This window comes from Streptomyces sp. NPDC006339 (genome assembly GCF_040612775.1).
Lineage (GTDB): Bacteria > Actinomycetota > Actinomycetes > Streptomycetales > Streptomycetaceae > Streptomyces.
In genome coordinates this window covers 1-24,577 of sequence record NZ_JBEXQW010000023.1, presented here as the reverse complement: position 1 = coordinate 24,577, position 24,577 = coordinate 1, and the positions used below count along the sequence as shown (strand labels likewise).

At 74.7% G+C, this 24,577-nt stretch carries 20 protein-coding genes; 7 read left to right on the top strand and 13 right to left on the bottom strand.

Features of this window, described 5'->3' with window-relative positions; all coding sequences use genetic code 11:
* Positions 1-11: 11 nt before the first annotated feature.
* Positions 12-311 (top strand): DUF1876 domain-containing protein, encoded by a 300-nt coding sequence (locus ABZ135_RS19815; RefSeq protein WP_356697459.1) that lies wholly within the window; start codon positions 12-14, stop codon positions 309-311.
* Between the two features lie 164 nt (positions 312-475).
* On the opposite strand, the gene ABZ135_RS19810 is transcribed toward ABZ135_RS19815, so the two are convergent.
* From ABZ135_RS19810 to ABZ135_RS19800, 3 genes are all read right to left on the bottom strand, one after another.
* A complete protein-coding gene (locus tag ABZ135_RS19810; RefSeq protein ID WP_356697457.1) occupies positions 476-1,129 on the bottom strand; it encodes a CBS domain-containing protein in 654 nt (217 codons plus the stop codon).
* A gap of 684 nt (positions 1,130-1,813) precedes the next feature.
* On the bottom strand, positions 1,814-2,479 hold the full coding sequence (locus ABZ135_RS19805; protein ID WP_356697455.1) for a GntR family transcriptional regulator: 666 nt from the start codon (positions 2,477-2,479) through the stop codon (positions 1,814-1,816).
* 39 nt (positions 2,480-2,518) lie between these two features.
* A complete protein-coding gene (locus ABZ135_RS19800) occupies positions 2,519-3,724 on the bottom strand; it encodes a CoA transferase (protein WP_356697453.1) in 1,206 nt (401 codons plus the stop codon).
* Between the two features lie 130 nt (positions 3,725-3,854).
* Between ABZ135_RS19800 and ABZ135_RS19795 the strand changes: the two genes are divergently transcribed.
* A complete protein-coding gene (locus ABZ135_RS19795) occupies positions 3,855-5,060 on the top strand; it encodes an acyl-CoA dehydrogenase family protein (RefSeq protein ID WP_356697451.1) in 1,206 nt (401 codons plus the stop codon).
* Between the two features lie 102 nt (positions 5,061-5,162).
* Here ABZ135_RS19795 and ABZ135_RS19790 read toward each other — a convergent pair whose 3' ends face one another.
* The 3 genes from ABZ135_RS19790 to ABZ135_RS19780 form a co-directional block, all read right to left on the bottom strand.
* Positions 5,163-5,666, bottom strand: coding sequence for an FBP domain-containing protein (locus tag ABZ135_RS19790; protein WP_356697449.1), 504 nt, complete (start codon positions 5,664-5,666; stop codon positions 5,163-5,165).
* A gap of 93 nt (positions 5,667-5,759) precedes the next feature.
* Positions 5,760-7,241 (bottom strand): PLP-dependent aminotransferase family protein, encoded by a 1,482-nt coding sequence (locus tag ABZ135_RS19785; RefSeq protein ID WP_356697447.1) that lies wholly within the window; start codon positions 7,239-7,241, stop codon positions 5,760-5,762.
* Between the two features lie 267 nt (positions 7,242-7,508).
* Positions 7,509-8,645: a DUF6777 domain-containing protein gene (locus ABZ135_RS19780; protein ID WP_356697445.1), complete on the bottom strand. Its 1,137-nt coding sequence runs from the start codon at positions 8,643-8,645 to the stop codon at positions 7,509-7,511.
* Positions 8,646-9,014: 369 nt separating this feature from the next.
* Here ABZ135_RS19780 and ABZ135_RS19775 point away from each other — a divergent pair, with 369 nt between their 5' ends.
* Positions 9,015-10,397 (top strand): streptophobe family protein, encoded by a 1,383-nt coding sequence (locus tag ABZ135_RS19775; protein WP_356697443.1) that lies wholly within the window; start codon positions 9,015-9,017, stop codon positions 10,395-10,397.
* Between the two features lie 187 nt (positions 10,398-10,584).
* Here the strand turns inward: ABZ135_RS19775 and ABZ135_RS19770 are convergent, their stop codons facing one another.
* The 3 genes from ABZ135_RS19770 to ABZ135_RS19760 all read right to left on the bottom strand — a co-directional run bounded on the left by ABZ135_RS19770 (position 10,585) and on the right by ABZ135_RS19760 (position 14,839).
* Positions 10,585-11,532, bottom strand: a complete 948-nt coding sequence (locus ABZ135_RS19770; protein WP_356697594.1) for a serine/threonine-protein kinase — start codon at positions 11,530-11,532, stop codon at positions 10,585-10,587.
* A 103-nt stretch (positions 11,533-11,635) separates the two neighbouring features.
* Entirely contained in the window at positions 11,636-12,271 is a 636-nt protein-coding gene (locus ABZ135_RS19765; protein ID WP_356697441.1) for a hypothetical protein, read from the bottom strand.
* 66 nt (positions 12,272-12,337) lie between these two features.
* Entirely contained in the window at positions 12,338-14,839 is a 2,502-nt protein-coding gene (locus ABZ135_RS19760; RefSeq protein ID WP_356697439.1) for an FHA domain-containing protein, read from the bottom strand.
* Positions 14,840-14,943: 104 nt separating this feature from the next.
* On the opposite strand from ABZ135_RS19760, the gene ABZ135_RS19755 reads away from it, so the two are divergent.
* Entirely contained in the window at positions 14,944-15,570 is a 627-nt protein-coding gene (locus tag ABZ135_RS19755; RefSeq protein WP_356697437.1) for a TetR/AcrR family transcriptional regulator, read from the top strand.
* Between the two features lie 28 nt (positions 15,571-15,598).
* Here ABZ135_RS19755 and ABZ135_RS19750 read toward each other — a convergent pair whose 3' ends face one another.
* Positions 15,599-16,417 (bottom strand): DUF3626 domain-containing protein, encoded by an 819-nt coding sequence (locus ABZ135_RS19750; protein ID WP_356697435.1) that lies wholly within the window; start codon positions 16,415-16,417, stop codon positions 15,599-15,601.
* Between the two features lie 159 nt (positions 16,418-16,576).
* Between ABZ135_RS19750 and ABZ135_RS19745 the strand changes: the two genes are divergently transcribed.
* Positions 16,577-17,254, top strand: coding sequence for a ThuA domain-containing protein (locus ABZ135_RS19745; RefSeq protein WP_356697433.1), 678 nt, complete (start codon positions 16,577-16,579; stop codon positions 17,252-17,254).
* A 221-nt stretch (positions 17,255-17,475) separates the two neighbouring features.
* A complete protein-coding gene (locus ABZ135_RS19740) occupies positions 17,476-18,867 on the top strand; it encodes an NADP-dependent succinic semialdehyde dehydrogenase (protein ID WP_356697431.1) in 1,392 nt (463 codons plus the stop codon).
* A gap of 38 nt (positions 18,868-18,905) precedes the next feature.
* Here the strand turns inward: ABZ135_RS19740 and ABZ135_RS19735 are convergent, their stop codons facing one another.
* The 3 genes from ABZ135_RS19735 to ABZ135_RS19725 form a co-directional block, all read right to left on the bottom strand.
* Entirely contained in the window at positions 18,906-19,298 is a 393-nt protein-coding gene (locus ABZ135_RS19735; protein ID WP_356697429.1) for a hypothetical protein, read from the bottom strand.
* A 238-nt stretch (positions 19,299-19,536) separates the two neighbouring features.
* Positions 19,537-20,556, bottom strand: a complete 1,020-nt coding sequence (locus ABZ135_RS19730) for a PHP domain-containing protein (protein WP_356697427.1) — start codon at positions 20,554-20,556, stop codon at positions 19,537-19,539.
* Positions 20,557-20,574: 18 nt separating this feature from the next.
* Complete coding sequence (locus ABZ135_RS19725; protein ID WP_356697425.1) at positions 20,575-22,740, bottom strand: SpoIIE family protein phosphatase; 2,166 nt, start codon at positions 22,738-22,740, stop codon at positions 20,575-20,577.
* 35 nt (positions 22,741-22,775) lie between these two features.
* Here ABZ135_RS19725 and ABZ135_RS19720 point away from each other — a divergent pair.
* A partial coding sequence (locus ABZ135_RS19720; protein ID WP_356697423.1) for a BTAD domain-containing putative transcriptional regulator occupies positions 22,776-24,577 on the top strand: 1,802 nt, incomplete at its 3' end.

Here is a 24,577-nt window from a genome sequence, read left to right as displayed (position 1 = left end):
GGAGGCAGACCATGACACGACACCTGGAGTGGAAGGTCGGCGTGGACCTGGTCGAGGAGGACGGCAGGACCAAGGCGGAGGCGCGCCTGGACACCGGTACGTCGACCCTGACCGGTCACGGCAGCGCCCGGTGCAACCCGGCGGACGTGGACGTGCCGGTGATCGGTGACGAACTCGCCGCCGGCAGGGCCATGAAGGATCTGGCCGGACAACTGATGAGGGAGGCCAACCGGGAGATGGAGGCCGCCGGCGCCGACACCGTGCCGCGGCGCACCGGACCCGGGTACGGCTGGCCGGAGGCGGTCCAGTAGCCGACCGCCCGCCGACCCGCCCGTCGCCCCTCACCCGTCGGCCGCCCGTCGACCGACCCCACGACCCACCCCGTCGGCCCCGGGCCCGCCGGTGCCGCCCGCACCGGCGGGCCCGGGCCGTCCGCACGGGTCGGGCCCCCGGGCCGCTCGTTCGGCCCGTCCGGTCACACTCCGGCGCCGGGCCTGTCCTCGATGGCGGCGTCGCCGCCGCCGTCGCCCCGGTCCTCGGCTTCGTCCTCGTACACGAGCCGGTCGACGACCTCCACCACGCCGTCCACGTCCTCGCAGAGCCGGACGAAGATCGGCGCGAGGCGCCGGCGCGGCAGCGTGCCGCTCAGCGTCACCCGGCCCTCGGCCACGTCGATGTGCAGGGAGGCGGGGGAGAGGCCCAGGATGCGGGTGACGACGTCCTCCAGGATCTCCTCCTGGATGGCCCGGTCGCGGCGCAGGAAGAGCTGGAGAAGGTCGCTGCGGCTCAGGACGCCGATCAGCCGGCCGTCCGCGTCGACCACCGGCAGCCGCTTCACCCGGTGCCGCTCCATGAGCCGCGCCGCCTCCACGGCCGTCCAGGACGGGCGCGCGACGACCACCGGGCTCGACATCATGGCCTCGGCGGTGCTGGGGCCGTCCTTGTCGGTGTGCCGCCGCAGCAGGTCCGCCTCGGAGACGACGCCCACCGGCCGGTTGTCCTCGTCGACCACCGGAACGGCGGTGATGCCGTACTCGTCGAGCAGCCGGGCGATCTCCTTGAACGGAGTGCCCGGCTGCACCGCGACCGCGGTCGGTGTCATGAGGTCGGCGACACTGCGGTGCCTCATCGTTGGTCCGTCCCTTCTCGGCTCCTTTGTCCATGATCTCTCACGGAGGCCGGCCGAAGAGCCGAGGGGCGGGACCCGAGGCCGGGGGCAGGACGGAAAGACGTCGGCGCAGGGCGTCCGGACCCTGTTCCCCCCGCGCCTCTCACTCCCCGGGAGGCGCCCGTGCGGTACGGGGTCGGGGGCCGCCGTGTCGGAGGCGGCCGGCCGCGCCCGGGGACGGCCGTCGGGCCGCACCGGAAAGGGCGGTCGGCTCCCGTACGGCGTACCGGCGGGCGCACGCGCCGCGCGCGGCCCGGTACGGGGCCGGCCGGGCAGGCTCGGCGGGAGGAACGTGCCGCAGGCGGCCGCGCCGCGCGCCTCCACCGCGCGCTTCACCCCGCCGCCCGACAATGCGGCGCCCGCGAGGCCGGTTCGCACCGGGCGACGGCCGCGTCCCGGCCGCGTCCTCGGCCGTGTCCCCGGGCGCGCCGGAGTCCGATCCGCCCGGCGCGTCGCCGGACCCGCTTCCGGGGTACAGCAGCACATGGGACCGGCCGGTCTCCGGTGAGGCCCGCGTGCTCGGGTGCCCGGTCGCCCGCCCGGGGCCCCGCGCCCCCCGTCGTCGGCCGGGCCGGTGTCGCCGGCGATCGGGCTGCCCGCCCCGTGCCGCACGCCGGGCTCCCCGGCGCCGACGGGGTGCGCGCGTCACTCCAGGTCGAGGACCTCCCGCAGCGCGGCGACCGCGTGGTCGCGGTGTTCGTCGAGCCAGCGCACGGCGGCGGCCTCGTCGGACTGGGTGACGGCCGAGATGACCGCCCGGTGCTCGCGGACGGCTGCCTGACGGTGCGGGTCCTGGGCGTAGTACAGCGCGCGGTACGCGTCGGTGGCGTCCCACAGCGTGGTGATCAGACGCACCAGGCGCGGCATGCCCGAAGCCTCCACGAGGGCGAAGTGGAAGCGGCGGTTGGCCTCGGCCATCGCCGTCACGTCCCCCGTGGCGGCGGCCCGCTCCACGTCCGCCTGGCTGCGCTCCAGCGAGCGGATCAGGCCGTCCGGCATCCGGCGCAGGGCCGCGCGGACCGCCTCCGTCTCCAGGAGCCGGCGGATCCGGTAGATCTCCTCCAGGTCGGCCAGGGACAACTCGGCGACGAAATAGCCCCGGTGGACGTGGTGCACCACCAGGCCCTCCGCCTCCAGCGCCTTCAGCGCCTCGCGCAGCGGCACCCGGCTGACGTCGAGGCGGGCCGCCAGGGTGTCCTGCCGGATCGGGTCGCCCGGCCGCAACTCCCCGGTGGTGATGGCGCGTCGCAGTTCCTCCAGGACGAACTGCTGGGCCGTCCCCGGCCGCCGCCTCTCCACCGTGCTGGTCATGGCTGTGCCCCTTCCCTCGACTGCTTGGCGTTCATCTTCCTACGCGCCGGTGACGGGCGGTCGCGGCCTGTGGACAACCCCGGTGGACAGCCCCAGCTCGGCCAGCACCTCGTCGGTGTGCTCGCCCAGGCGCGGCGGCGCGGAGCGGTAGGCGGCCGGGGTCGCGCCGAACGCGATCGGATGGGCGACCTGACCCGGTCCGGCGGCCTCGGCCGGGACGCGGGGGTTCAGGCCCAGTCGGTCGGCGAGCGCGAAGGCGCCGGCGAGGTCGTTGATGGGGCCGCAGGGCACCCCGGCCGCGGTGAGCTCCTCGAACCAGGCGTCGGCGGTGCGCCCGGCGAGCGGCCCGGCGAGCGCCGCGACCAGCTCGTCCCGGTGGGCCACCCGGGCGCTGTTGGTGGCGAACCGGGGGTCCTCGGCGAGCCCCGGACGGCCGATCCGCGCGCACAGGGTGCGGAACTGACGGTCGTTGCCGACGGCGAGCACGAGGGGGCGGTCGCTCGCCTCGAACACCTCGTACGGGGAGATGCTGGGGTGCCGGTTGCCCAGGGCGCGCGGGACGACCCCCGCGGCGAGGTGGGCGGCGGCCTGGTTGGTCAGCGCGGAGAGCAGCGAGCCGAGGAGCGACACCTCCAGGCGCTGGCCCTCGCCGGTGCGTTCGCGGTGGCGCAGCGCGGCGAGCACGCCCATGCCCGCGTGGAGGCCGGTGATGACGTCGACCAGGGCGACGCCCGCCTTGGTGCCCGGTCCCTCCGGCTCGCCGGTGACGCTCATCAGGCCGCCCATCGCCTGCACGAGCAGGTCGTAACCCGGCAGGGCGGCGCCCTCGGCCGAGCCGAACCCGGTCACGGAGCAGTAGACGAGGCCCGGATTGCCGGCCCGGACCTGCTCGTATCCGAGGCCGAGCCGGTCCATGGTGCCGGGGCGGAAGTTCTCCACGAGCACGTCGGCGCGGTCCACGATCGCCCGCGCCGTCGCCAGGTCGGCCGGGTCGGTCAGATCGAGCGCCACGGAACGCTTGTTGCGGTTCACGCCGAGGAAGTAGGTGGCCTGCCCGTCGGCGAACGGCGGACCCCAGGCGCGGGTGTCGTCGCCGGAGCCGGGGCGTTCGATCTTCACGACCTCGGCGCCCAGGTCCGCGAGGAGCATCGTCATGTACGGGCCGGCCAGCACCCGGCCGAAGTCCGCGACGACGATCCCGGACAGGGCGCCCGCCGTGGCCGCCTCCGGCTGCTGCGCGTCCATGCCGCTCTCCTTTGATCGGATCCAAGCGGACCGTACGCACCGGAGATCGGATATTCAATACTGGATCCAATATCCAATCTGGGGCTACGCTTCGGCACGCCGCGTTGCCCCAGTCGCCAGGAGGCCGTTCGTGAAGTCGTCGCCGCAGCCGTCGCGTTCGTCGCAGTCCGCGCCCGTCCACCCCCTCGATCTGCTCGCGATCGACGGACTGCTCACCGACGAGGAGCGGGAGATCCGCCGTACCGTCCGGGCCCTCGCCGACCGTGAACTGCGCCCGCACGTCGCCGAGTGGTTCGAGCGCGGTGAGATCCCCGCCCGCGAACTCGCCCGCACGCTCGGCGGACTCGGCGTCCTCGGCATGCACCTGGAGGGCTACGGCTGCGCGGGCACCAACGCCGTGGCGTACGGCCTCGCCTGCATGGAGCTGGAGGCCGTCGACTCCGGCCTGCGCTCCCTCGTCTCCGTGCAGGGCTCGCTCGCCATGTACGCGATCTGGAAGTACGGCTCCGAGGAGCAGAAGCGGCAGTGGCTGCCCGGCATGGCGGCCGGCGAGTACATCGGCTGCTTCGGCCTGACCGAGCCCGACGCCGGCTCCGACCCGGGCGCCATGCGTACGAACGCCAAGCGCGACGGCTCCGACTGGGTGCTCAACGGCACGAAGATGTGGATCACCAACGGCTCCGTCGCCGATGTGGCCGTCGTCTGGGCCCGCACCGAGGACGGCGTCCGCGGCTTCGTCGTCCCGGCCGGAACCCCCGGCTTCAGCGCACCGGAGATCAAGCAGAAGCTCTCCCTGCGCGCCAGCGTCACCAGCGAACTGGTCCTGGAGGACGTGCGGCTGCCCGCCGACGCCATGCTCCCCGAGGCGCGCGGCCTGTCCGGCCCGCTCGGCTGCCTCAACGAGGCCCGCTTCGGCATCGTCTTCGGCGCCCTCGGCGCCGCCCGCGACTGCCTGGAGACGGCGATCTCCTACGCCGCCGACCGAACGGTCTTCACCCGGCCGCTCTCCTCCTACCAGTTGACGCAGCAGAAGCTCGCCGACATGTCGCTGGAGCTCGGCAAGGGCATGCTGCTCGCCCTCCACCTCGGCCGCCTCAAGGACGCCGGCACGCTGACCCCCGAGCAGATCAGCGTGGGCAAGCTCAACAACGTCCGCGAGGCCATCGCCGTCGCCCGCGAGTGCCGCACCATCCTCGGCGCGAACGGCATCACCCTGGAATACCCGGTGATGCGCCACGCCAACAACCTGGAGTCGGTCCTCACCTACGAGGGCACCAGCGAGGTGCACTCCCTGGTCATCGGCAAGGCGCTCACCGGCGAGCAGGCATTCCGCTGACCCGCCTCGGGTGACGGCCGTCCCACGAACGGCCGTCCCACGAACGGCCGTCGCACGACCGGCCGCCGACCGCAGGGCCGGCGGCCGGCCGCCGTACGGTCCTCACCCGGCCGTCACCCGGTCCACGAAGGCGTTCAGGTTGCCCATCATCCGGTCGATCTGCTCGTCCAGACTCAGCGACTCCTGGTGACGCGGCCCGCGCAGCTTGGGCTGCCGCTTGCCGCGGACGTACAGCGGGCAGGCGAGGTCGGCGCACACGTACGTGCCGACCGTGTTGCCCTCACGGCCGCGGGCGCCGGCCAGCGGCGCCGCCAGCAGGGTCACGCCCGAGGAGGCGTGGGAGGTCAGGCAGATCTGGCACATGCTGGACTTCACGGCGCTGGTCCGGCCGACGGCCGGCACCCGCAGGGTGATGCCCACCGGGCCCTGCGCGCGCGGGACGACGAGATGGGCGCGCAACGGGGCGCCCGGGTCGACCCAGCCCAGGAAGTCCAGGTCCTCCCAGGGCAGCTCGGCGAAGTCGAGCGGCAGCTTCATACGGGACGCGTCGCCCTTCGAGCAGTTGACGAAGGACGCGCGGATCTGTTTGTCGGTCAATGGTTCCACTGTTCCGACCGTACACAGCACCGTTGCCCGGGGCATCCGATTATCGGTGCGCGGCGTCCCGGCGGACCGTGAACGTGGCCCCCGGGCCCGGCCTCACGCCACCCAGTCCGGCAGACCCGGATCGGCGATCCGCGCGGGAGCCCCGTCCAGGGCCGCCGCGAGCCGCTCGGCCGCCGTCTCGTACGCCTCGGCCGGCAGGGTGTACGGGATGCGCAGCCGGTGCTCGTGCGTGCCCGGGTCCACCCCGAACCGGGCGCCGCCCTCCACCCGCACACCGTGCCGCAGGGCGTGCGCCGCGAGCTGGGAGGCGACCGGCCGGCCCAGGTCGATCCACAGGCACAGCCCGCCCGGCGGCAGCGTCCAGTGCCACTCCGGCACGTGCCGGGCGAGCGCCGTCACCAGGGCCTCGCGCCGCCGCCGCAGCTCGGCCGCCCGCCCCGGCAGCAGCGGGTCGATCCGGTCCGTGAGCGCGACGGCGACGAGCTGGTCGAGGACCGAACCGGCCAGGTCATGAGTGACCCGGATCCGGGCCAGCTCGGTCACCACCCGCGAGGACGCCCGCACCCAGCCCACCCGAAGCCCGCCCCAGCAGCTCTTGCTGAGCGAGCCGACGCTGATGATCTGCTCCCCGGTGGCCGGACCGGCCGAGGCCGCGAAGGGCCGCGGCGCCGGCACGTCCAGGGCGATGTCGGCCAGGGTCTCGTCCACCACCAGCCAGGTCCCGGTGGCCCGCGCCGCCAGGGCCACCTCCCGCCGCTGCTCGTCGGGCATCAGACGGCCGGTCGGGTTGTGGAAGTCGGGGATGAGGTAGGCGAGCCGCGGCGCGGTCTGCCGCAGCGCCGCGTCGACGAGCCCGCTGTCCCAGCCGCTCTCGGTCACCGGCACGGGCGTGATCCGCAGCCGCCGGCCGCGCATGGCGTCCAGCGCGTTGGCGTACGAGGGGTTCTCGGCGAGCACCCGGTCCCCGGGCCCGCCGAGCAGCGCGAGCGCCAGCGACAGGGCCTGCTGGGCGCCGGTGGTGACGAGGATCTGCTCGGGCCGGGTCGGCAGGCCGCGGGCCGTGTACCGGTCGGCGACGGCGGCCCGCAGTGCGGGGAGCCCGTACGGGTGGTAGCCCTGCGTCGCCGCGTAACGGGGCAGCTCGGCGGCGGCCTCGGCCAGCGCCTGCGCCAGCACGTCGGCCGGCGCCTCGGGCGCGGCGAACGCCAGGTCGATGACCGACTCGGAGTCGCCCTGGAGGGCGGCGGGACCGATCGGCGTCTGGCCCTCGGGCAGCGCCGTCCACGTACCGGCGCCCTGCCGGCTGTGCGCGTAGCCGCTCTCCCGCAGCAGGTCGTAGGCGGCGGTGACGGTCGTCCGGCTCACCCCGAGCGCCACGGCCAGCTCCCGCTCGGCGGGCAGCCGCATCCGGAGTGCGACCCGCCCGTCGAGCAGTGCCTGCCGCACCGCCCGGGCCAGCTCCCGGTAGCCGAAGCGGCCCTCGGCCGGCGGCGTCAGGAGCGCCGCGAGCTGCCGGCCGCTCACCATGCGGTCCGACACGGAGACCACGGTACGGACCACGCGACCCTCTGCCATGCCAATCACTCCTCATTGGCTGTGCTGTCCAGGCCAATAAGGCTACAGACTCCCCTCATTGGCCTGGTGTCGAACCAGGCGGACCGGGAGAGGAGCACAGAACATGTCCGGACACATCACGGATCGGGACGAAAGGATGTGGCAGCGGCGCACCGAAGAGAGGATCGCCGCACCCGTGGATATCGGATATTGGATCCACATGCTGCGGTCGCTTCGGCGTCCCCGCCCACGCCATGGAGCCCCGCCGGGGGCCCGCGCTCCGCGCTCTCAGATCAGCGGCTGACCGGGCGAACCCGGAACCGACGGCCCGTCCGACTCCGACGACCCGCTCGACGTCAGACCCGAGGCCGGCTGCGACTCAGGACCCGGTCCCGACGTCTCCGTCGTCGGCGCCGACGCGGACCCCGGGTCCGAATCGGCGGGGGTGGAAGGCGAGTCGGGCGGCGCCGGGGTGGTCGGCGAGTCCGGCGGGGAGGGACACGGCGGGGGCGTGACACCGTCGACGGGCGCCGGCGGCTCCCCGCCCGTGACCGACACGCACGGCACCGGTGCCTTCGGCGAGACGGGTGAGTCGGGCGAGGCCGGCGAACTCGGCGAGGTCGGCGGCGAGCTCGGGGGAGAGGTCGACGGCGAGGGGGACGGGGGCGGCGGGGGAGTGGTGTGCTTGTCCCCGTGCCCCGTGTCGCCCGACTCGCGGGCGACCCAGCGGTCCGTGCGCGGGTCGTGGATCACGAAGACCTTGATGACCGTCACGGACGGCTGCACGACCACGACATTGCCGGTCCGGTAGCCGGGCCACGCCGCGCCGACCTGCTTCGGCTCCTTCTGGGCGATCGGCGGCGTCAGCGGGTTGCCGCACGCGCAGCGCACCCGCGGCACGCCGTGGTCGTCGACCATGACCGCCGTACCGGCCTGGAGCACCGCCTGGTACGGCACGGGCGAGCCGCCCCGGAAACCGTGGTTGGTGACCCGGGTGTCCAGCCGTAGCTGAAGAGGCGTCAGGGAGCGCAGGTAGCCGGGGACTTCGGTCGCCTTGAGGCCGATCACCGAGGCGAAGGCCGCGTTCTTGGCGGGCTCGTCGGCGAGGAAGCGGATCTGCTGCTCGACGTCACAGCTCGCGATCCGGTGCGTGCCGCCGTACAGCCCGGGCGTCGCACCCGACACGCCGCGCCGGGCGTTGGCGTCCGCGCCGGAGGCGCTGGGCAGCGCGGGCGGCGCGGGGGACGCGCCTTCCGCGCGGGCCGTGGAGCGGGTGAAGGGATCGGGGCCGCTCGCCGAGGTGTTCTGCAGGAAGACCTCGCCGCCTCCCGCGCCGGCCTGGTCACCGGCCCCGCCACCGCCCCGCTGGGTCAGGACCACGACGAGCGCGACGGCCGCCACCACGATGGCGGTCAGCGAGGCCACCTTGGGGACGGAGCGCCACCAGGGACCCCCGCCGGCACCGCCGGACGGGCCGCCTCCCCGGCCGTCACCCCCGCCCCCGCCACCGCCACCGCCACCGCCCCCGCCCTCGCCGGGGCCGCCGGGGCCGCCGGGGCCGCCCCGGTCGCTGCGCGTACTGCCGTGCGGTGGGCCGGGCGGGGGTGGGGGGCCGACCTGGCCGGGACGCGAACCGGGCCCCGAGAGGGGACCCGAGGGCGGGCCGGTGGGAGGTACCGAGGGCCGGTCGGACGGCGGGTGGGAAGTCACGTTTTTCCCTTTCTTCCGTTCCGCGCCCATTGTGTGCTCCGACTCGGTGTCGCCCGCAAGCGGACCGCACCCACCGGTACTAGCGTGGGCAGAGTGAGCAATCGGCTCCCCACCCCACCCGGCCGCACCGCCCCCACCGGCGCCTCCGGCCGGCTCGCCCGCCACCTCGCGGCGGCCCTCGCCGCCGTCGTCGCGGGCTTCCTCGCGATGGGCGTCACCGCCGCCCTCGGCCTCTGGGCCGCGGGCGCGACCGACCTCCCGGGCGGCGCCGGCGCCTTCGTCGCCGTCCTCGCCGCCGTCGTCGTCATGGCCACGGGCGGCCGGATCGGGCTCTCCGGCGAGGCCGGAGCACTGGCCGGCACCCAGGCCCAACTGACCGCCATGCCGCTCACCGTCACCCTGGTGGGCGCACTCGTCACCGGAAGCGTGTTCCTGCTCCCCCTGCGGCACCACGCCGTCGCCCGCGCGGGTGACCTGCTCACCCTCGCCGTGCCGACCGTCGTCCTCTGGCTGGCCGCGCTCGGCGGCCTCTCCGCCCTCGCCCGCCACGACTTCCCGATCACCCTCGGCGGCGGCACCACCACCGAGGAGACCGGCGACCTCGGCGACCTCTTCAAGGACCTCCTCGACGCCACGAACCCCAGCGTCGGCTTCCGCACCGACGTCGGCCCCACGCTCTTCTACGGCCTGCTGTGGATCCTCGGCGTCCTCGTCGTCGCCCTGCTCGTCTCCCGGCGCACCCCGCTGCCGCCCCGCCTCGTCCGCCACCACCAGGCCGTCCGGCCCGCCGCCTCCGCGATGCTGCTCCTGCTCCTCGCGTACGTGGCCGTCGGTCTCGTCATCGGCCTGGTCGTCGCCGCCACCAAGGGGCACGCGGCCGAGACCCTCGCGGTGCTGCTGCTCGGCCTGCCCAACGTGAGCTGGCTCGCCCTCGGCGTCGGCATCGGCGGCTCCTGGGAGGGCCGGGCCGAAGGCCCGTTCGGCCTCCCCATGCCCCAGATCCTCGACGGCGTGCTGCGCGGCGGCGACGGAGGCCGACAACTGTCGACCGTCGACCTGTCCACCCTCGCCGCCCAGGACGGGCGCGCCTGGTGGCTGCTCCCGGTCGCCGCCGTGCTCACGCTCGCCGCCGGCTTCGTCATGGCCGCCCGCTCACCCGCCCGCGTCCCGCTCTGGCGGCACGCCCTCCACCTCGGCCTCGCCTTCGCCGCCACCCTGCTGGTCGTCATCCCCCTCACCTTCGTCGAGGCCCGCTTCGGCCTGTCGATCCTCGGCATCGGCGACCTGGAGGCGCTCGGCGCGGAGGTGCTCCTGATCCCCCACGTCTGGAAGACGGTCGGCCTCGGCCTGCTGTGGGGTCTGGTGGCCGGATTCCTCGGCGGCCTCCTCGCCACCCGCGTCCACCGACGGGGCGAGGTGGAGACGACGGAACGGCCCGGAGGCACGGACCGACAGGGCACGGCCTGACCGTGTACGGGCCGGCAGGGCCCGGACCGACAGGGCACCGCCCGCGGCCGCCGACCCGGCCCGCCTGACCAGGCCCGGACCTACAGGGCACCGCCTGACCGGGCACGGGCCGACAGGGCCCTGAACTGGACCGAACCGTGCCCGCCCGTGCGGCTCCCGTGCCCCTCAGAGGCGCACCGCCCGTCCGTCAGGCCATCCCCCGGAACACCGGCCGCGCCCACGACGGCGGCTCGGGCGGCGGGCCGGTCGGCCACCGGCCGCTGTCGCCCGGCGCCTCCGCCGCCCGCGCGCCCCGCACCCCCCGCTCCAGGGCCGCCCGCAGCTCCGCGACGAACTCCAGACACGTCCCGTAGCGCTCCTCCGGCACCTTCGCCAGGGCCTTCGCCAGCACCGCGTCCGCCGCCTCCGGCAGCCCCGCCCGCTCTTCGGACAGCGGGGGCGGCGGATCGTACTGATGCGCCCACAGCAGCGCCATGTCGTCGTCCCTGCGGAACGGCGGCACTCCGGCCAGCGTCTCGAAGACCACACAGCCGAGGCTGTAGACGTCGCACCGGCCGTCCACCGGCTTGCCGGAGATCTGCTCCGGTGCCACGTAGTCCAGGGTCCCCACGAACTGTCCCACCGACGTGAACCCGGTCAGCGACAGCGACTTCTTCGTCAGACCGAAGTCCGTGAGGTACACGTGCTCCGGGTGGTCCCGGTCGGTGCCCTCCGCCACCAGGATGTTGCCGGGCTTCACATCCCGGTGCACCAGGTCGTGCGCGTGCGCCGCGTCCAGCGCCGAGGCCACCTGTACGGCGATCCGCCCGGCCGTCACCGGCTCCAGCGGGCCCTCGCGGTCGAGCAGCGCCCGCAGGTCCTGACCCGGCACGTACCGCATCGCGATGTACAGCACGCCCTCCGTCTCGCCGGCCTCGAAGACCGGCACGATGTGCGGGTGGTCGATGGCCGCGGCCACCCTCGACTCGTGCGCGAAACGCCTGCGGAAGGTGTCGTTGCGGGCCAGTTCGGGAGCGAGCAGCTTCAACGCCACGACCCGGTCGAGCCGCAGGTCGCGGGCCCGGTAGACGACCGCCATGCCGCCCCGCCCGACCTCCTCCTCCACCAGGTACCCGGCGATCCGCCTCCCGAGCAGCCCCGAGTCCCGGCCGGCCGGAAGCCCGGGGTCCGTGCCGGGGTCCGTGCCGGGGACCTGCTGCCCGTCCGCCCCGGTCACCGGGCCTCACCCGCCCGGCGCATCAGCGCTCACCCGGCCCGTCCGTGCCCCACTCCACCACCTGGGTCTCCCCGGCGCCGTCCCGCGGCAGCCCGGACACCACCTGCGTGGGCTCGTGCGGGGCGTCGCCCGGCGGGGCGGCGGCCCCCGCCGAGGGGCGCAGGGAGGCGGCGTACGTGCTGAGGCCGGTGCCGTCGCAGTACACCCACCGCTCGTGCTCGGCGTCGTAGAGCCACACCGACTCGCCGTCGACGACCATCCCCACCCGCAGGCCACGGGTGCGCCGCCGGAACGTCTCGCCGTCCGCCCGCCCCGCAGCCAGCTCCTCCGCGGCCCGCCGGTAGCGGCCGAGCGCGTCCTCGACGCGGGCGATCAGCGGGCGCGGGTCGGCGGTGCGGGAGGAGGGCCGGCCGGCGGCCGGCGGATCGGTCGGCACGGAGACGAGCAGCCGGGCGTCGACCCACGCGGACCAGCCGTTGGAGCACAGCACCTGTCCCCAGTCGCCGACCCGCTCGGTCAACTGCACCGGGAGGAAGGGATCCAGTGGCTCCGTCGGCAGCGCCGGATCGGGCGCCTCCCACGCGGGCAGGCCCTCGCGCGGCACGACGTGCGTCGGCCGGAAGTCCGGCAGGTAGTCCGACACGTACGGGCTGGCCATCTCGGGTTCCTCCCTTCGGGCTCGGATTCCGGCTCTCCCTCCGCATCGCGAACGGTCCGCGTCGCGCTATCTCCGCATCACGACCGGCTCGTGCCGCCGCAGCAGCCGGGCCACGACGAGCCCGAGGACGACACACAGCGCCAGCAGCATCCCCATGTCGAAGAGCCAGGCGCCGACGGTGTGGTCCATCAGCGGGTCGGCGGTCTTCTCGCCCGGCACGGTCGCACTGATGTCGACGGTCGCGCCCATCGCCGCGAACGCCCACCGCGACGGCACCAGCCACGCGAGCTGCTCCAGGACGGGCGTACCGCTCACGTTGAGCAGCGCGCCGCAGAACACCACCTGGACGATCGCGAGGAGGACGAGCAGCGGCATCGTCACCTCCTCCTTGCGCACCAGGGCGGAGACGAACAGGCCGAGCATCATCGCCGTGAACGCCAGCAGGGTGACGGCGAGGGTCAGCTCCACGAGCGGGGGCATCAGCACGCCCTTGCCGCCGGGCGCGCCGAGCGGGACCCCGATCAGCGCGACCAGGGTGAGCACCACCGACTGCACGACCGTGATCAGGCCGAGGACGACCACCTTGGACATCAGATACGCCGAACGCGACAGGCCGACGGCTCTCTCACGGCGGTAGATGGTCCGCTCCTTGACCAGCTCGCGCACCGCGTTCGCCGCACCCGTCAGCACACCGCCGACACACAGGATCAGCAGCACGTTGAGCGTCGACTCGGGACCCAGCCGGCCCTCGGACAGGGCCCGCGCCATGGCGCCCATGACGAACGGCAGCGCGACCATGATGGCCAGGAAGGTCCGGTCGGCGGAGAGGGCCGCGGCGTAGCGCCGGACGAGGGTACGGAGCTGGGAACCCCAGCTCTGCGCCTTGGGCGGCGGGGCCGGCTCCGGCGGCGGCGCCCCCGGCCGGGCGGCGGGGCTCGGCCGTACGGACGCCTCCTCGATGTACCGGCGGTGGAAGCGCGAGGTCCGGTAGCCGCCCGCCCAGTCGCGGTCCCGGTCGTTCTCGAACGCCTCGAACGCCTCCGGCCACTGCGCGAAGCCGAAGAAGTCCAGCGCGTCGGCGGGCGGACCGTAGTACGCCACCCGCCCGCCCGGCGCGAGGACGAGGAGCCGGTCGCACACGTCGAGGCTGAGCACGCTGTGCGTGACGACGATGACCGTGCGTCCGTCGTCGGCGAGCCCGCGCAGCATGTGCATCACCGAGCGGTCCATGCCCGGGTCGAGTCCGGACGTCGGCTCGTCGAGGAAGAGCAGCGACGGCTTGGTCAGCAGTTCGAGCGCCACGCTGACCCGCTTGCGCTGGCCGCCGGAGAGACTGTGAATCGGCTGCCGGGCCCGCTCCTCCAGGCCGAGCTCCCGGATCACCTCGTCGACCCGGGCGCGCCGCTCGGCGGGCGCGGTGTCCTCGGGGAAGCGCAGCTCGGCGGCGTAGGCGAGGGCCCTGCGGACGGTGAGCTGGAGGTGCAGGATGTCGTCCTGCGGCACCAGGCCGATGCGCTGACGCAGCTCCGCGTAGTCCCGGTACAGGTCGCGGCCGTCGTACAGGACGGTGCCCCGGTCCGCGGGCCGCTGGCCGGTGAGCGCCCCGAGCAGGGTGGACTTGCCGGAGCCGGAGGGGCCGACGACCGCCAGCAGGCACTTCTGCCCGACGGGGAACGAGACGCCGTCCAGCAGGGTCTTGCGGCCGTGGTCCACGGTGACGGCCAGTTCCTGCACGTCGAGGGAGACCTCGCCGGTGTCCGTGAACTCGACGAGGTTGCCGCCGATCAGGCAGAACGCGCAGTGACCGATGCCGACGATGTCCTCGGCGGTGACCCGGGCGTCGGTGACGGGGCGGCCGTTGAGGAAGGTGCCGTTGTGGCTGCCGAGGTCGTGGATCCAGTACGTGCCGTCGGGGTGGGCCCGCAGCTCGGCGTGGCGGCGCGAGACCGTGAGGTCGTCGACGACGAGGTCGTTGTCGGGGGCGCGGCCGATCCGCACGGCGGCATGGTCGGGCAGCGGCCGCACGGACGTCGGCTGCCGGAACGTGCCGGTCCGGGCCGGGTGCGAGACGGAGGAAGGGCGCGGCGGAGGCGGCGGCGCGGGCGCCTCGGGCCGCGCCCGTACGGGCTCGGACGGTACCGGCTCCGGGGGTACGGCTTCCGGTCGTACGGGCTCCGGTCGTACGGGCTCCGGTCGTACGGGCTCGGGGGGCGCGGGCGCGGGGCCGGGAGGAGGGGTGGTCGGGGCGCGGGCCGGGAGCAGCACCGCCATCGGCCCCTCCGACGGGTGGCCGAAACGGATCACGGTGCCGGGGCCGACCGGACTGAGGGCCACCCGGCGGTCGTCCGCGAAGGTGCCGTTCGTACTGCCCTCGTCCTCCAGCGTCCAGTGGTCGCCGACCGCCCGCAGCACCGCGTGGTGCCAGGACGCCCGGGCGTCTGCCAGGACGAAATCGCTGGTGGGGTCGCGTCCGATGCGATAGACGCGGCTCGGGTTCATCACGGTCGCGTCCCCGCCGATCTCGAGCACGAGCTCGGGTGCGGCGGGCGCGAGGGGCCGCTCTCCCATGCGTGAATCTTAACGTCGGAGGCCCGTCCGCGCCTGGGAGGGCCGCCGGTATCGTGGGCGGCCGACCCACCGGAAAGGCGTGCGCGCAGGAGGAGGAGCCACCCGTGCCGAAAGGTGTCACCGGGCGCCGGCCCCGTACCCGCGCGGCCCTGCTCACGGCGGCCCTGGAGGTCTTCGCCGAGCACGGGTTCCACGCCGCCTCGATCGAGCAGATCTGTGAGCGCGCCGGTTTCACGCGGGGCGCGTACTACTCCAACTTCGCCAGCAAGGAAGCGCTCTTCCTCGCCCTCTTCGACGAGCACGGCGAGCGGATCGTGCACCGTCTCGCCGAGGCGATCGACGCGCTGGCCCCGGAGGACTACACCCTGGAGCGGCTCGCCGAGCTGGCCTCGCGCGTCGAGCCGGACGAGCGGGACTGGTACCTGGTGAGCACCGAGTTCACTCTGCACGCCATCCGCGATCCGCAGGCGGCCTGGGTGCTGGCCCGGCACGACGCCCGGCTGCGGGCCGAGATCGCCCGCGGCCTGGAGCTGGTCCTGCGCCGCGCCGGGCGCGAACTCACCGTGGACGCCGACCGGTTCGCCCGACTGATCGTCGCCCTCCGCGAGGGCGGTCTGGCCCAGAGCTATGTCGAACCGGACGCCCTGCCCCCGGGCAGTCTCGAACGCGACTTCCTGGCGGCGCTGCTGGAGTCGGCGACCCGCCGCGTCGAGGCCGGCCCCGCCGGCTGAGCCGCCGCCCGGCCGACCGAGCCGCCGCTCAGCCGGAGGCCGGCGCCCCGAAGCGGGCCAGCAGGTGCCACACGCGCTTGACGTGCTGCCGGTCGTAGCGCCCCGACTCGGCCGCCTCCTGCACGATCCGGGGATCGAGCCGGCCGTCCACGGCTATCTCGGCCCCCAGCTCCACGAACTCGGGCCCCCGGTACTCCGGATGCCGGCGCAGCTCCGCGACCGAGAGCCGGAAGCCCTCGTGCCACTCGACCGGGCAGGGCAGCGCGCGGGCCGCGGCCTCCACCTCCGTACCGCGGAAGGACGGGTCGAGGACCAGCGCCTCCACGTCCTTGCCGATCTCCACCGGCCCGTGGACCTGGGCCTCGACGTAGTCGTCGAGCGCGTCCGCCTCGGCGTCGGCGAGCGCGAGCGCCACCACCCCCGCCCGCTCCGCGACGCCGAAGTCCCGCGGCTCCAGGTAGCTGTCCGGATAGCAGAAGGTGCTGCGGGCGAGCGCGGCCCCGGTCAGGCGCAGGTGCGCGGAGCCGAAGCGCGGGGCGGCCCCGTACGGGCGGCGGCGATGGTCGAGGGCGCCGTACACGGGCCGCTCGTCCGCCGGCGCGTCGTCGTACGCACCCCCGAAGATCCTGCTCTCCCAGCGCCACCGGTCGCCGCCGGGGTGCGCGGTGAGCCCGCCGTTGCTGGTGCCGGTGACGAACTGCGAGCGGTAGACGCCCTCCTCGGCGAGCCGGTCGAGGAAGGTGGGATGGAAGTTGAGCGTGACCCGCAGCGTGGGATCGAGGGGACCGCCCGTCGCGAGGGCGGAGACGTGGGCGAGGGCGCGGCGCGGTCGTGGCTGAAGATCCATCGGCGCATTCTGCCCGAGGGAAGGGCCTTGCGGCCTGGGGTTTTCGCTGGCTACGGTCCTGCTCGGCGGCGGGGAAAGCGCTTGCGCGGCAGCCGGGGGCGGCGCGGGACGCACGGGACCCCGAAACCGCACGGAACGAACAGAAGGAGCGTGTACGACGTGACCAGCGGCAGGCCGAAGGACGTCCTCCTCTACACCCGCACCACCGGCTACCGCCACGACTCGATCCCGGCCGCGGCCGCCGCCCTCGCCGAACTCGCCGCGGAGGCCGGGCTCGCCGCCGAGACCACCGAGGATCCCGCCGCCTTCACCCCGGAGCGCCTCGCCCGCTGCGCCGCCGTCGTCCTCGTCTCCACCACCGGGACGGTGCTCACCAACGCGGGCCGCGCCTCCTTCGAGGCGTACGTACGCGGGGGCGGCGGCCTCCTCGCCGTACACGCCGCGGCCAACGCCGAGCCGCACTGGCCCTTCTACGGCGAAGTCCTCGGCACCCGGTTCGACGGCCACCCCGAGATCCAGCCCGGCACCGTGTGCGTCGACGCGCACGACCACCCGGCGACGGCCGGCCTGCCGGACCGCTGGGAGTGGACCGACGAGTGGTACAACTTCACGGCCAACCCCCGGGCCGCTGGTGTCCGCGTCCTCGCCCGGGCCGACGAGACGCGCTACCGCGGCGGCACACTGGGGGCCGACCACCCCCTGGTGTGGTGCCGGGAGGCCGCGCCCGACCGGGGGCGCGTCCTCTTCACCGCGCTCGGCCACGCGACGGAGGCGTACGCGGACCCGGCCTTCCGCGCCCACCTGTCGGGCGCCCTCCGCTGGGTGACGGGCGCCTGACGGCCGCCTCGCCGACCGCCCGCCGTGGGGTGCGGCGCCCACCCCCGTCGGCCCGGCCCCGTTGGCCCGGCTGTCCGTCGGCCCGCGCCCGTCGGCCCGGCCCTCCGTCGGTCCGGTCCTCTCCTCCGTCACCCCACCGCACCGCCCCGTTTGCGCCCGTCGCCCGGCCGCGAAAGGTTGCCCGTGACGGCGGAGGCCGGCCGAGGCCAGGAGGAGACGACATGGGCATCGCCACCGTGAACCCGGCGACCGGCGAGACGCTGCGCACCTACGAGGCCCACGGCCCCGACGAGGTCGAGCGGCGGGTCGACGCCGCCCACGAGGCGTACCGCCACTACCGGACCACGCCCTTCGCCGAACGCGCCCGGCTCATGCGCGCCGCCGCGTCCCTGCTCGACGAGGACGCCGAGGACATCGCGCGCACGATGACCACCGAGATGGGCAAGCCGATCGTCGCCGCCCGCGCCGAGGCCGCCAAGTGCGCCAAGGCGATGCGCTGGTACGCCGACCACGCCGAGGCGCTGCTCGCCGACGAGCACCCGTCCGAGCACGACGTCCAGGACTCCGGCGCCGACCTCGCCCGCGTGCACTACCGGCCGCTCGGCCCGATCCTCGCCGTCATGCCGTGGAACTTCCCGCTCTGGCAGGTCATCCGCTTCGCCGCGCCCGCGCTGATGGCCGGCAACACCGGGCTCCTCAAGCACGCCTCCAACGTGCCGCAGACCGCTCTCTACCTCGGGGACCTGTTCCGCCGCGCCGGTTTCGCCGAGGGCTGCTTCCAGACCCTGCTCATCGGCTCGGGCGCCGTCGAGGGCATCCTGCGCGACCCGCGGATCGCCGCCGCGACCCTCACCGGCAGCGAACCGGCCGGCCGCTCCGTCGCCGCGATCGCCGGCGACGAGATCAAGAAGACCGTCCTGGAGCTCGGCGGCAGCGACCCGTACATCGTCATGCCCTCCGCCGACCTGCCCCGGGCCGTGAAGACCGCCGTCACCGCGCGCGTGCAGAACAACGGCCAGTCCTGCATCGCCGCCAAGCGGTTCATCGTCCACCGGGACGTCTACGACGACTTCGCCGAGCGCTTCACCGCCGCCATGAACTCCCTCACCGTCGGCGACCCGCTCGACGACGACACCGACGTCGGCCCGCTCGCCACCGAACAGGGCCGCGCCGATCTGGAGTCGCTGGTCGACGACGCGGTGGCCGCCGGAGCCACCGTCTTGTGCGGCGGGAGCCGCCCCGACGACCAGCCGCGCGGCTGGTTCTACCGGCCCACCGTTCTCACCGGCATCACCCCGTCGATGCGCGTCCACCGCGAGGAGACCTTCGGCCCCGTCGCCACCCTCTACCCGGTCGCCGACATCGAGGAGGCCGTGACCGTCGCCAACGACTCGCCTTTCGGCCTGAGTTCGAACGTCTGGACCCGCAAGGACGAGGACATCGCCTTCTTCGTACGGGACCTGGAGGCGGGCGGCGTCTTCGTCAACGGCATGACCGCCTCCCACCCCGCCCTGCCCTTCGGCGGCGTGAAGCGCTCGGGCTACGGCCGCGAACTCTCGGGCCATGGCATCCGCGAGTTCTGCAACGCGACCACGGTCTGGCAACGCGCCTGACCCACTCCCCGTCCGGCCCACCCGACGCTCCCGACGGTTCAGGAACCCGCCGCACCACGGACGTAGGTGTCGAAAGCGGCCGGGACGCGTTCGCCGTAGACCGTGGCTCGTTCTCCCGAGTCCTCTACGTCCAGGTCGAAGAAGCACCGCTCGGCCGTTTCGGGATGCCGCAGTTCGACGTGCACCACCCGGGGATCGTCCGTATCGCCGAAGGCCCACGTCGCGGCGGCCCGTCCGCCGCCCGCCGGCACCCACGCACAGGCTTCGACCTGCGCTTCGGGCATGAGCTCGGCCGAACCGTCCGCGCGGATGACCAGCCGTGGGTCACCGCCGTCCTCGGCGATCCACGCCCCCTCCACGTCGTCCACGCCGAGGGCGACCTCACCCGCGCCGCCCGCGACGATCCCGTAGACCGCGCCCCCCACGACCACGGCCGCAACCGCAGCGAAGACGCCCACCCTCCGGAGCGATGTACGCGCTTCATCGGCCACTCCAAGCCCCCCTGTCCATCGGTCGGCGAAGGTGATCAGCCGGTTGACGGGGCCCAGCCTGGCGCCGGAAGCCAGGAGTGTCGAGTGCCGGGTCGGCCGCACCAGGCCACATCGGCAGCATGGCGACCTCGACACACCGACCCACCCCACCCGGGGACGCGGTTCGCCCGGACAGGACCTAGTCGGCCTCGCCCCGCGTCCACCGCGTCAGTTCGTCCGCGGACCAGGTGTTGATCACCCGGTCCGCGGGCACCCCGCACTCCTCGGCGCGGGCGCAGCCGTGGATCTGCCATTCGAGCTGGCCCGGTGCGTGGGCGTCGGTGTCCACGGCGAAGTACACGCCGGCCTCCACCGCGAGCCGCAGCAGGCGCAGGGGCGGATCGAGGCGTTCCGGGCGGCTGTTGATCTCGACGGCGGTGCCCGCCTCCGCGCAGGCCGCGAACACCCGTTCCGCGTCGAACTCGGACTCGGGGCGCAGGCGTCCGCCGCTCACCAGCCGACCGGTGCAGTGACCGAGCACGTCCATCAGCGGATTGCGGACCGCCCGTTCCATCCGGCGGGTCATCGCGGCGGCATCCATTCGCAGCTTGGAGTGGACGGAACCGACCACCACGTCAAGGCGGTCCAGGAGTTCGGGCTCCTGGTCGAGCGAACCGTCCGGCAGGATGTCGCACTCGATTCCGGTGAGCATCCGGAACGGCGCCCATTCCTCGTTGAGCCGCGCCACCACGTCCAGTTGCTCCCGCAGCCGGTCGGGCGAAAGGCCGCGCGCCACCTTCAGGGTCGGCGAATGGTCCGTCAGGACGATCCACTCGTGGCCGAGCCGGGCCGCCGCCCGCCCCATGTCCTCGATGGTGCTGCCGCCGTCCGACCAGTCCGAGTGCACATGGCAGTCGCCGCGCAGCGCCGCCCGCAGGGTCTCACCGCCCCGCGCCTCGGGCACCGGGATCTCCTTCTCCAGGCGCTCCAGATACTCCGGCACCCGCCCGGCCAGCGCCTCCCGCACCACCGCCGCCGTCTTCGGCCCGATCCCCTTGACCGACTCCAGGGTGCCCGCCGCGGCCCGCCGCGCCACCTCCTCCGCGCCCAGCGCCGTCACCGCCGCCGAGGCCGTACGGAACGCGCGGGCCCGGTACGCGGGCGCCTGTGAGCGCTCCAGCAGGAACGCGATCCGCTCCAGCGCCGCCACCGGGTCCATCGACGCACCGCCCTTCGCTCAGTTCTCCGGCCCCGTGCGACCGGATTCCGTACGGCCGGATGCCGCCCCGCCCCCGCCGCGGGCCTGCTCGTCCGGCTCCACCCCGTTCGGCCCGCCCGGCGTCGAAGGCGTCTCCGCGGGGCCGATCTCGCACCACACCGCCTTGCCCTCGCCGCGCGGCTCCACCCCCCACCGCGAGGCGATCGCGTCCATCAGGAGCAGCCCCCGCCCCGAGGTCGCCGCCTCGCCCGGCGTGCGCCGGCGCGGCCACGCGCTCGACCGGTCCTGCACGGAGAGCCGTACCCGCCGCACCGGCTCCGGCAGCACCTCCAGGGTCAGCACCGCACCGCCCTCGGTGTGCAGCAGCACGTTCACCAGCAGCTCGCCCGTCAACAGCTCGGCGTCGTCGGCGAGTTCCGGCATGCCCCAGTCCACGAGCGCCTGCCCCACCGCCGCCCGCGCGTCCGACAGGCCCTGCGGATCGGCCTGGTGGATGTACTGGTGGATGCGCGGCGCCCGGGGCGTGCCCGGGTCGGGGCTGCGCCGCAGCACGAGCAGCGCCACGTCGTCGCCGGAACCCCACCGCTCCCACAGCCGCTCCGACAGGTGGTCCGCGAGCGCCTCCGCCTGCGGAGGACCGCTGCTCACCGCCTCCGCGAGCGCGTCCAGGCCCGTCTCGATGTCCGTGTCCGGCTGCTCCACCAGGCCGTCCGTGTACAGCACCAGCGTCTCGCCCGGCACCAGGTCGAGCCGCGTCTCCGGGAACTCCTCGTCCCCGAAGACCGTCGCGAGGCCCAGCGGAAGACCGCCCCGCAGCTTCGGCCGGCCCACCCGCCCGTCCGTGTGCCGGATCAGCGGCCCCAGATGCCCCGCCCGCACCCCCCGCACCGTGCCGCCGGCCAGGTCCACCTGCGCGTAGGTGCAGGTCGCGAAGCGATTGGTGTCGAGCTCCGCGAGGAAGCGGGAGGCCCGGGCGAGCACCGTCGACGGGGCGTGGCCCTCGCCCGCGTACGCCCGCAGCGCGATCCGCAGTTGGCCCATGATCGCGGCGGCGTGGGTGTCGTGGCCCTGGACGTCGCCCACGACGACCCCGACCCGGCCGCGCGGCAGCGGGATCACGTCGTACCAGTCACCGCCGACCTGCCGGCCGCTCCACGCCGCGTGATAGCGCACCGCGATCTCGCCGCCGGTGATGGCCGGGATCCGGCGCGGCAGCATCGTCGCCTGGAGACCGGTCGCGAGCTCCCGCTCCTCGTCGAAGAGGATCGCCCGCTGCAGCGACTGCGCCACGATCGCGGCCAGACCGAGCAGCAGATTGCGCTCGTCGGCGTTGAAAGTGCTGCGGCGCCGGTAGAACAGCGCCATCCCGCCCAGCGAGCGGGCCTGGGCCACCAGTGGCAGATAGCAGGCCGAGCGGAACGGCATCCGGCCCACATAGGGGGCGAGCTCGGGGAAGTCCTGCCCCAGCGTCGGAAACGAGGACACGAAACGCGGCCGGCCGCTCAGCACCGTCTCCGCGAGCGGCAGCCCCCGGTCCAGACGGCGGCTGCGGAAGTCGTCGAAGACCTCCAGAGACTCGCCGCTCAACGCGATGATGTTGAGGGAACCGTTCTCCACCAGACCCAGCGCGAGCCCCTCCGCGCCGAGCCGCGCCAGACCCCCCGGGCCGGTCAGCGCCGCCGTCACGTCGTCCACGGTCACCGCCCGCGACAGCGCGTGCGTCGTCCGTTCCACGATCGTCGTCTGCACCTCGCGGCGCTTCTCCAGGTCGAGCACGAACTCCGAGTGCGTGACCTCGGTCGTCGCGTCCCGCACGATCCCCACGATGCGGTGCGCCATACCGCCGCCCCGGCGCAGGATCCGCGCCTGCACATGCGTCCATTGGGGTGTACCGTCCGGCCGTTCGAGCCGCACGTGCGCCGTGTAGGAGGAGCTGCCGCCGGTGATCGCGTCCCTGATCACCTGTTCGAGCCGGGTCCGTTCCTCGGGGTCCAGATCGCGTACGAGCGTCGCGGGCCGCCCGTCGAACTCGGCCGGGGCGAGCCCGAAGACCAGCAGGCCCGCGTCGTCGACGTCGATGGTGCCGGTGTCGAGGTCCCAGTCGAAGCTGCCGGTGCGGTTCATGGCGAGGCGCTCGGTCGGCCCGATCTCGCCGCCGCGCGTGTTCCGCTCGTCATCGGTCATCTTCCTTATTGTCGAACCCGCACACCCCGCACGCCATGGCGGCGACACGGCCACACGGGCGGATTCGGCAGAATGGGCCGGTGCAGCCGCCCTACCGCATCCTCGGAACCGCCCAGGCCCGCCGCCCCGACGGCACGGAGGCCGTACTGAGCGGCGCCCGGCTGCGGGCCCTGCTCACCGCGCTCGCCGCGGCGGGCGGCCGCCCCGTCGGCGCGGACGGCCTGATCACCCAGGTATGGGCCGAGGACATCGCCGAGGACCGGGACGGGGGCGGGGCCGGGGCCGCACATCGAGACCGGGACCGGGACCGGCTGGCGGCGCTCCAGGCGCTGGTGGGCCGCCTCCGCCGGGCCCTCGGGCGGGACGCCGTCGCCTCCGTGCCCGGCGGCTACCGGCTGGCCGCCGCCCCCGGCGACATCGACCTGTTCCGCTTCGAGGAGCTCGCCGACGACGCCGTACGGGAGCTGGACGCCGGCCGGCCCGAGCGCGCCGCGCGCCTGCTCGACGAGGCCCTCGGCCTCTGGCGCGGCCCCGCCCTCGCGGACCTGCCGGGGCACGGGGACGACCCCCTCGCCGTACGGGCCGAACAGCGCCGCACCCGTGCCCGGCGCGACCGGCTCGCCGCGGACGTCGCCCTCGGCCGCGCCCAGGACACCCTCGCCCCGCTCGCCGCCCTCACCGCCGAGCACCCCCTCGACGAACCCCTGCACGCCCTCCGCCTCCGCGCCCTGCGCGCCGCCGGCCGCCCCGCCGAGGCCCTCGCCGCCTACGAGACCGCCCGACGCACCCTCGCCGACCTCCTCGGCACCGAACCGGGACCCGAACTCAAAGCGCTGTACGAGGAGTTGCTGGCCGGCGACGAGCCGCCCGCCGCCCGTCGCGCGCTGCCCGCACCGCTGACCTCCTTCCTCGGCCGTACCGCCGAACTGCGCGACCTCGCCGACACGTTGGCCACCGGGCGGCTCGTCACCCTGACCGGCCCCGGCGGCGTGGGCAAGACCCGCCTCGCCCTGGCGGCCGCGTCGGCCCACCCCGACACCTGGCTCGCCGAACTCGCCTCCGTACGCGACGCGTCCGACGTCCCCGCCGCCGTCCTCACCGCCCTCGGCGCCCGCGAGACCCACCTCTGGCGCGACGCCCCCGCCCGCGACCCCCTCACCACCCTCGTCGACCACTGCGCCCGCCGTCGGATGCTGCTCGTCCTGGACAACTGTGAGCATGTGGTGGGTGCGGCGGCGGGGTTGGTGGAGGTGCTGCTTGCGCGGTGTCCGGGGGTGACGGTGCTTGCGACGAGTCGTGAGCCGTTGGGGGTGCCGGGGGAGGTGCTGCGGCCGGTGGGGCCGCTGCCGGTGGAGACGGGGGTGCGGCTGTTCGGGGAGCGGGGCGCGGCGGTGCGTCCGGGGTTCCGGGCGGCGGACGATCCGGAGGCGGCGGCGGAGATCGTGCGCCGGCTGGACGGTCTGCCGCTGGCGATCGAGCTGGCCGCGGCGCGCCTGCGGATGCTGACGCCCCGGCAGATCGCGGAGCGTCTGGACGACCGTTTCCGGCTGCTGACCTCGGGCGCGCGCACGGTCCTTCCGCGTCAGCAGACCTTGCGCGCCGTGGTCGACTGGTCCTGGGACCTGCTGGACGAGGCCGAGCGGGCGGTCCTGCGGCGTCTGGCGGTCTTCACGGGCGGGTGCGACCTGGAGGCGGCGGAGGCGGTCTGCGGTGAGCCGGGGCAGGAGTCCGAGGTGCTGGAGCTGCTGGGCGCGCTGGTCGACAAGTCGCTGGTCGTGGCCGCTCCCACGGAGGCCGGTATGCGCTACCGGCTCCTCGAGACGGTCGCGGAGTACGC

Bases quoted from the DNA above. Each gene is read 5' to 3' on its own strand.
- ABZ135_RS19800 (WP_356697453.1), bottom strand. From the start codon at position 3,724: ATGGACGCGCAGCAGCCGGAGGCGGCCACGGCGGGCGCCCTGTCCGGG.
- ABZ135_RS19765 (WP_356697441.1), bottom strand. From the start codon at position 12,271: ATGGCCAGCCCGTACGTGTCGGACTACCTGCCGGACTTCCGGCCGACG.
- ABZ135_RS19785 (WP_356697447.1), bottom strand. From the start codon at position 7,241: ATGGCAGAGGGTCGCGTGGTCCGTACCGTGGTCTCCGTGTCGGACCGC.
- ABZ135_RS19810 (WP_356697457.1), bottom strand. From the start codon at position 1,129: ATGAGGCACCGCAGTGTCGCCGACCTCATGACACCGACCGCGGTCGCG.
- ABZ135_RS19815 (WP_356697459.1), top strand. From the start codon at position 12: ATGACACGACACCTGGAGTGGAAGGTCGGCGTGGACCTGGTCGAGGAG.
- ABZ135_RS19725 (WP_356697425.1), bottom strand. From the start codon at position 22,740: ATGACCGATGACGAGCGGAACACGCGCGGCGGCGAGATCGGGCCGACC.
- ABZ135_RS19740 (WP_356697431.1), top strand. From the start codon at position 17,476: ATGGGCATCGCCACCGTGAACCCGGCGACCGGCGAGACGCTGCGCACC.
- ABZ135_RS19805 (WP_356697455.1), bottom strand. From the start codon at position 2,479: ATGACCAGCACGGTGGAGAGGCGGCGGCCGGGGACGGCCCAGCAGTTC.
- ABZ135_RS19730 (WP_356697427.1), bottom strand. From the start codon at position 20,556: ATGGACCCGGTGGCGGCGCTGGAGCGGATCGCGTTCCTGCTGGAGCGC.
- ABZ135_RS19760 (WP_356697439.1), bottom strand. From the start codon at position 14,839: ATGGGAGAGCGGCCCCTCGCGCCCGCCGCACCCGAGCTCGTGCTCGAG.
- ABZ135_RS19750 (WP_356697435.1), bottom strand. From the start codon at position 16,417: ATGGATCTTCAGCCACGACCGCGCCGCGCCCTCGCCCACGTCTCCGCC.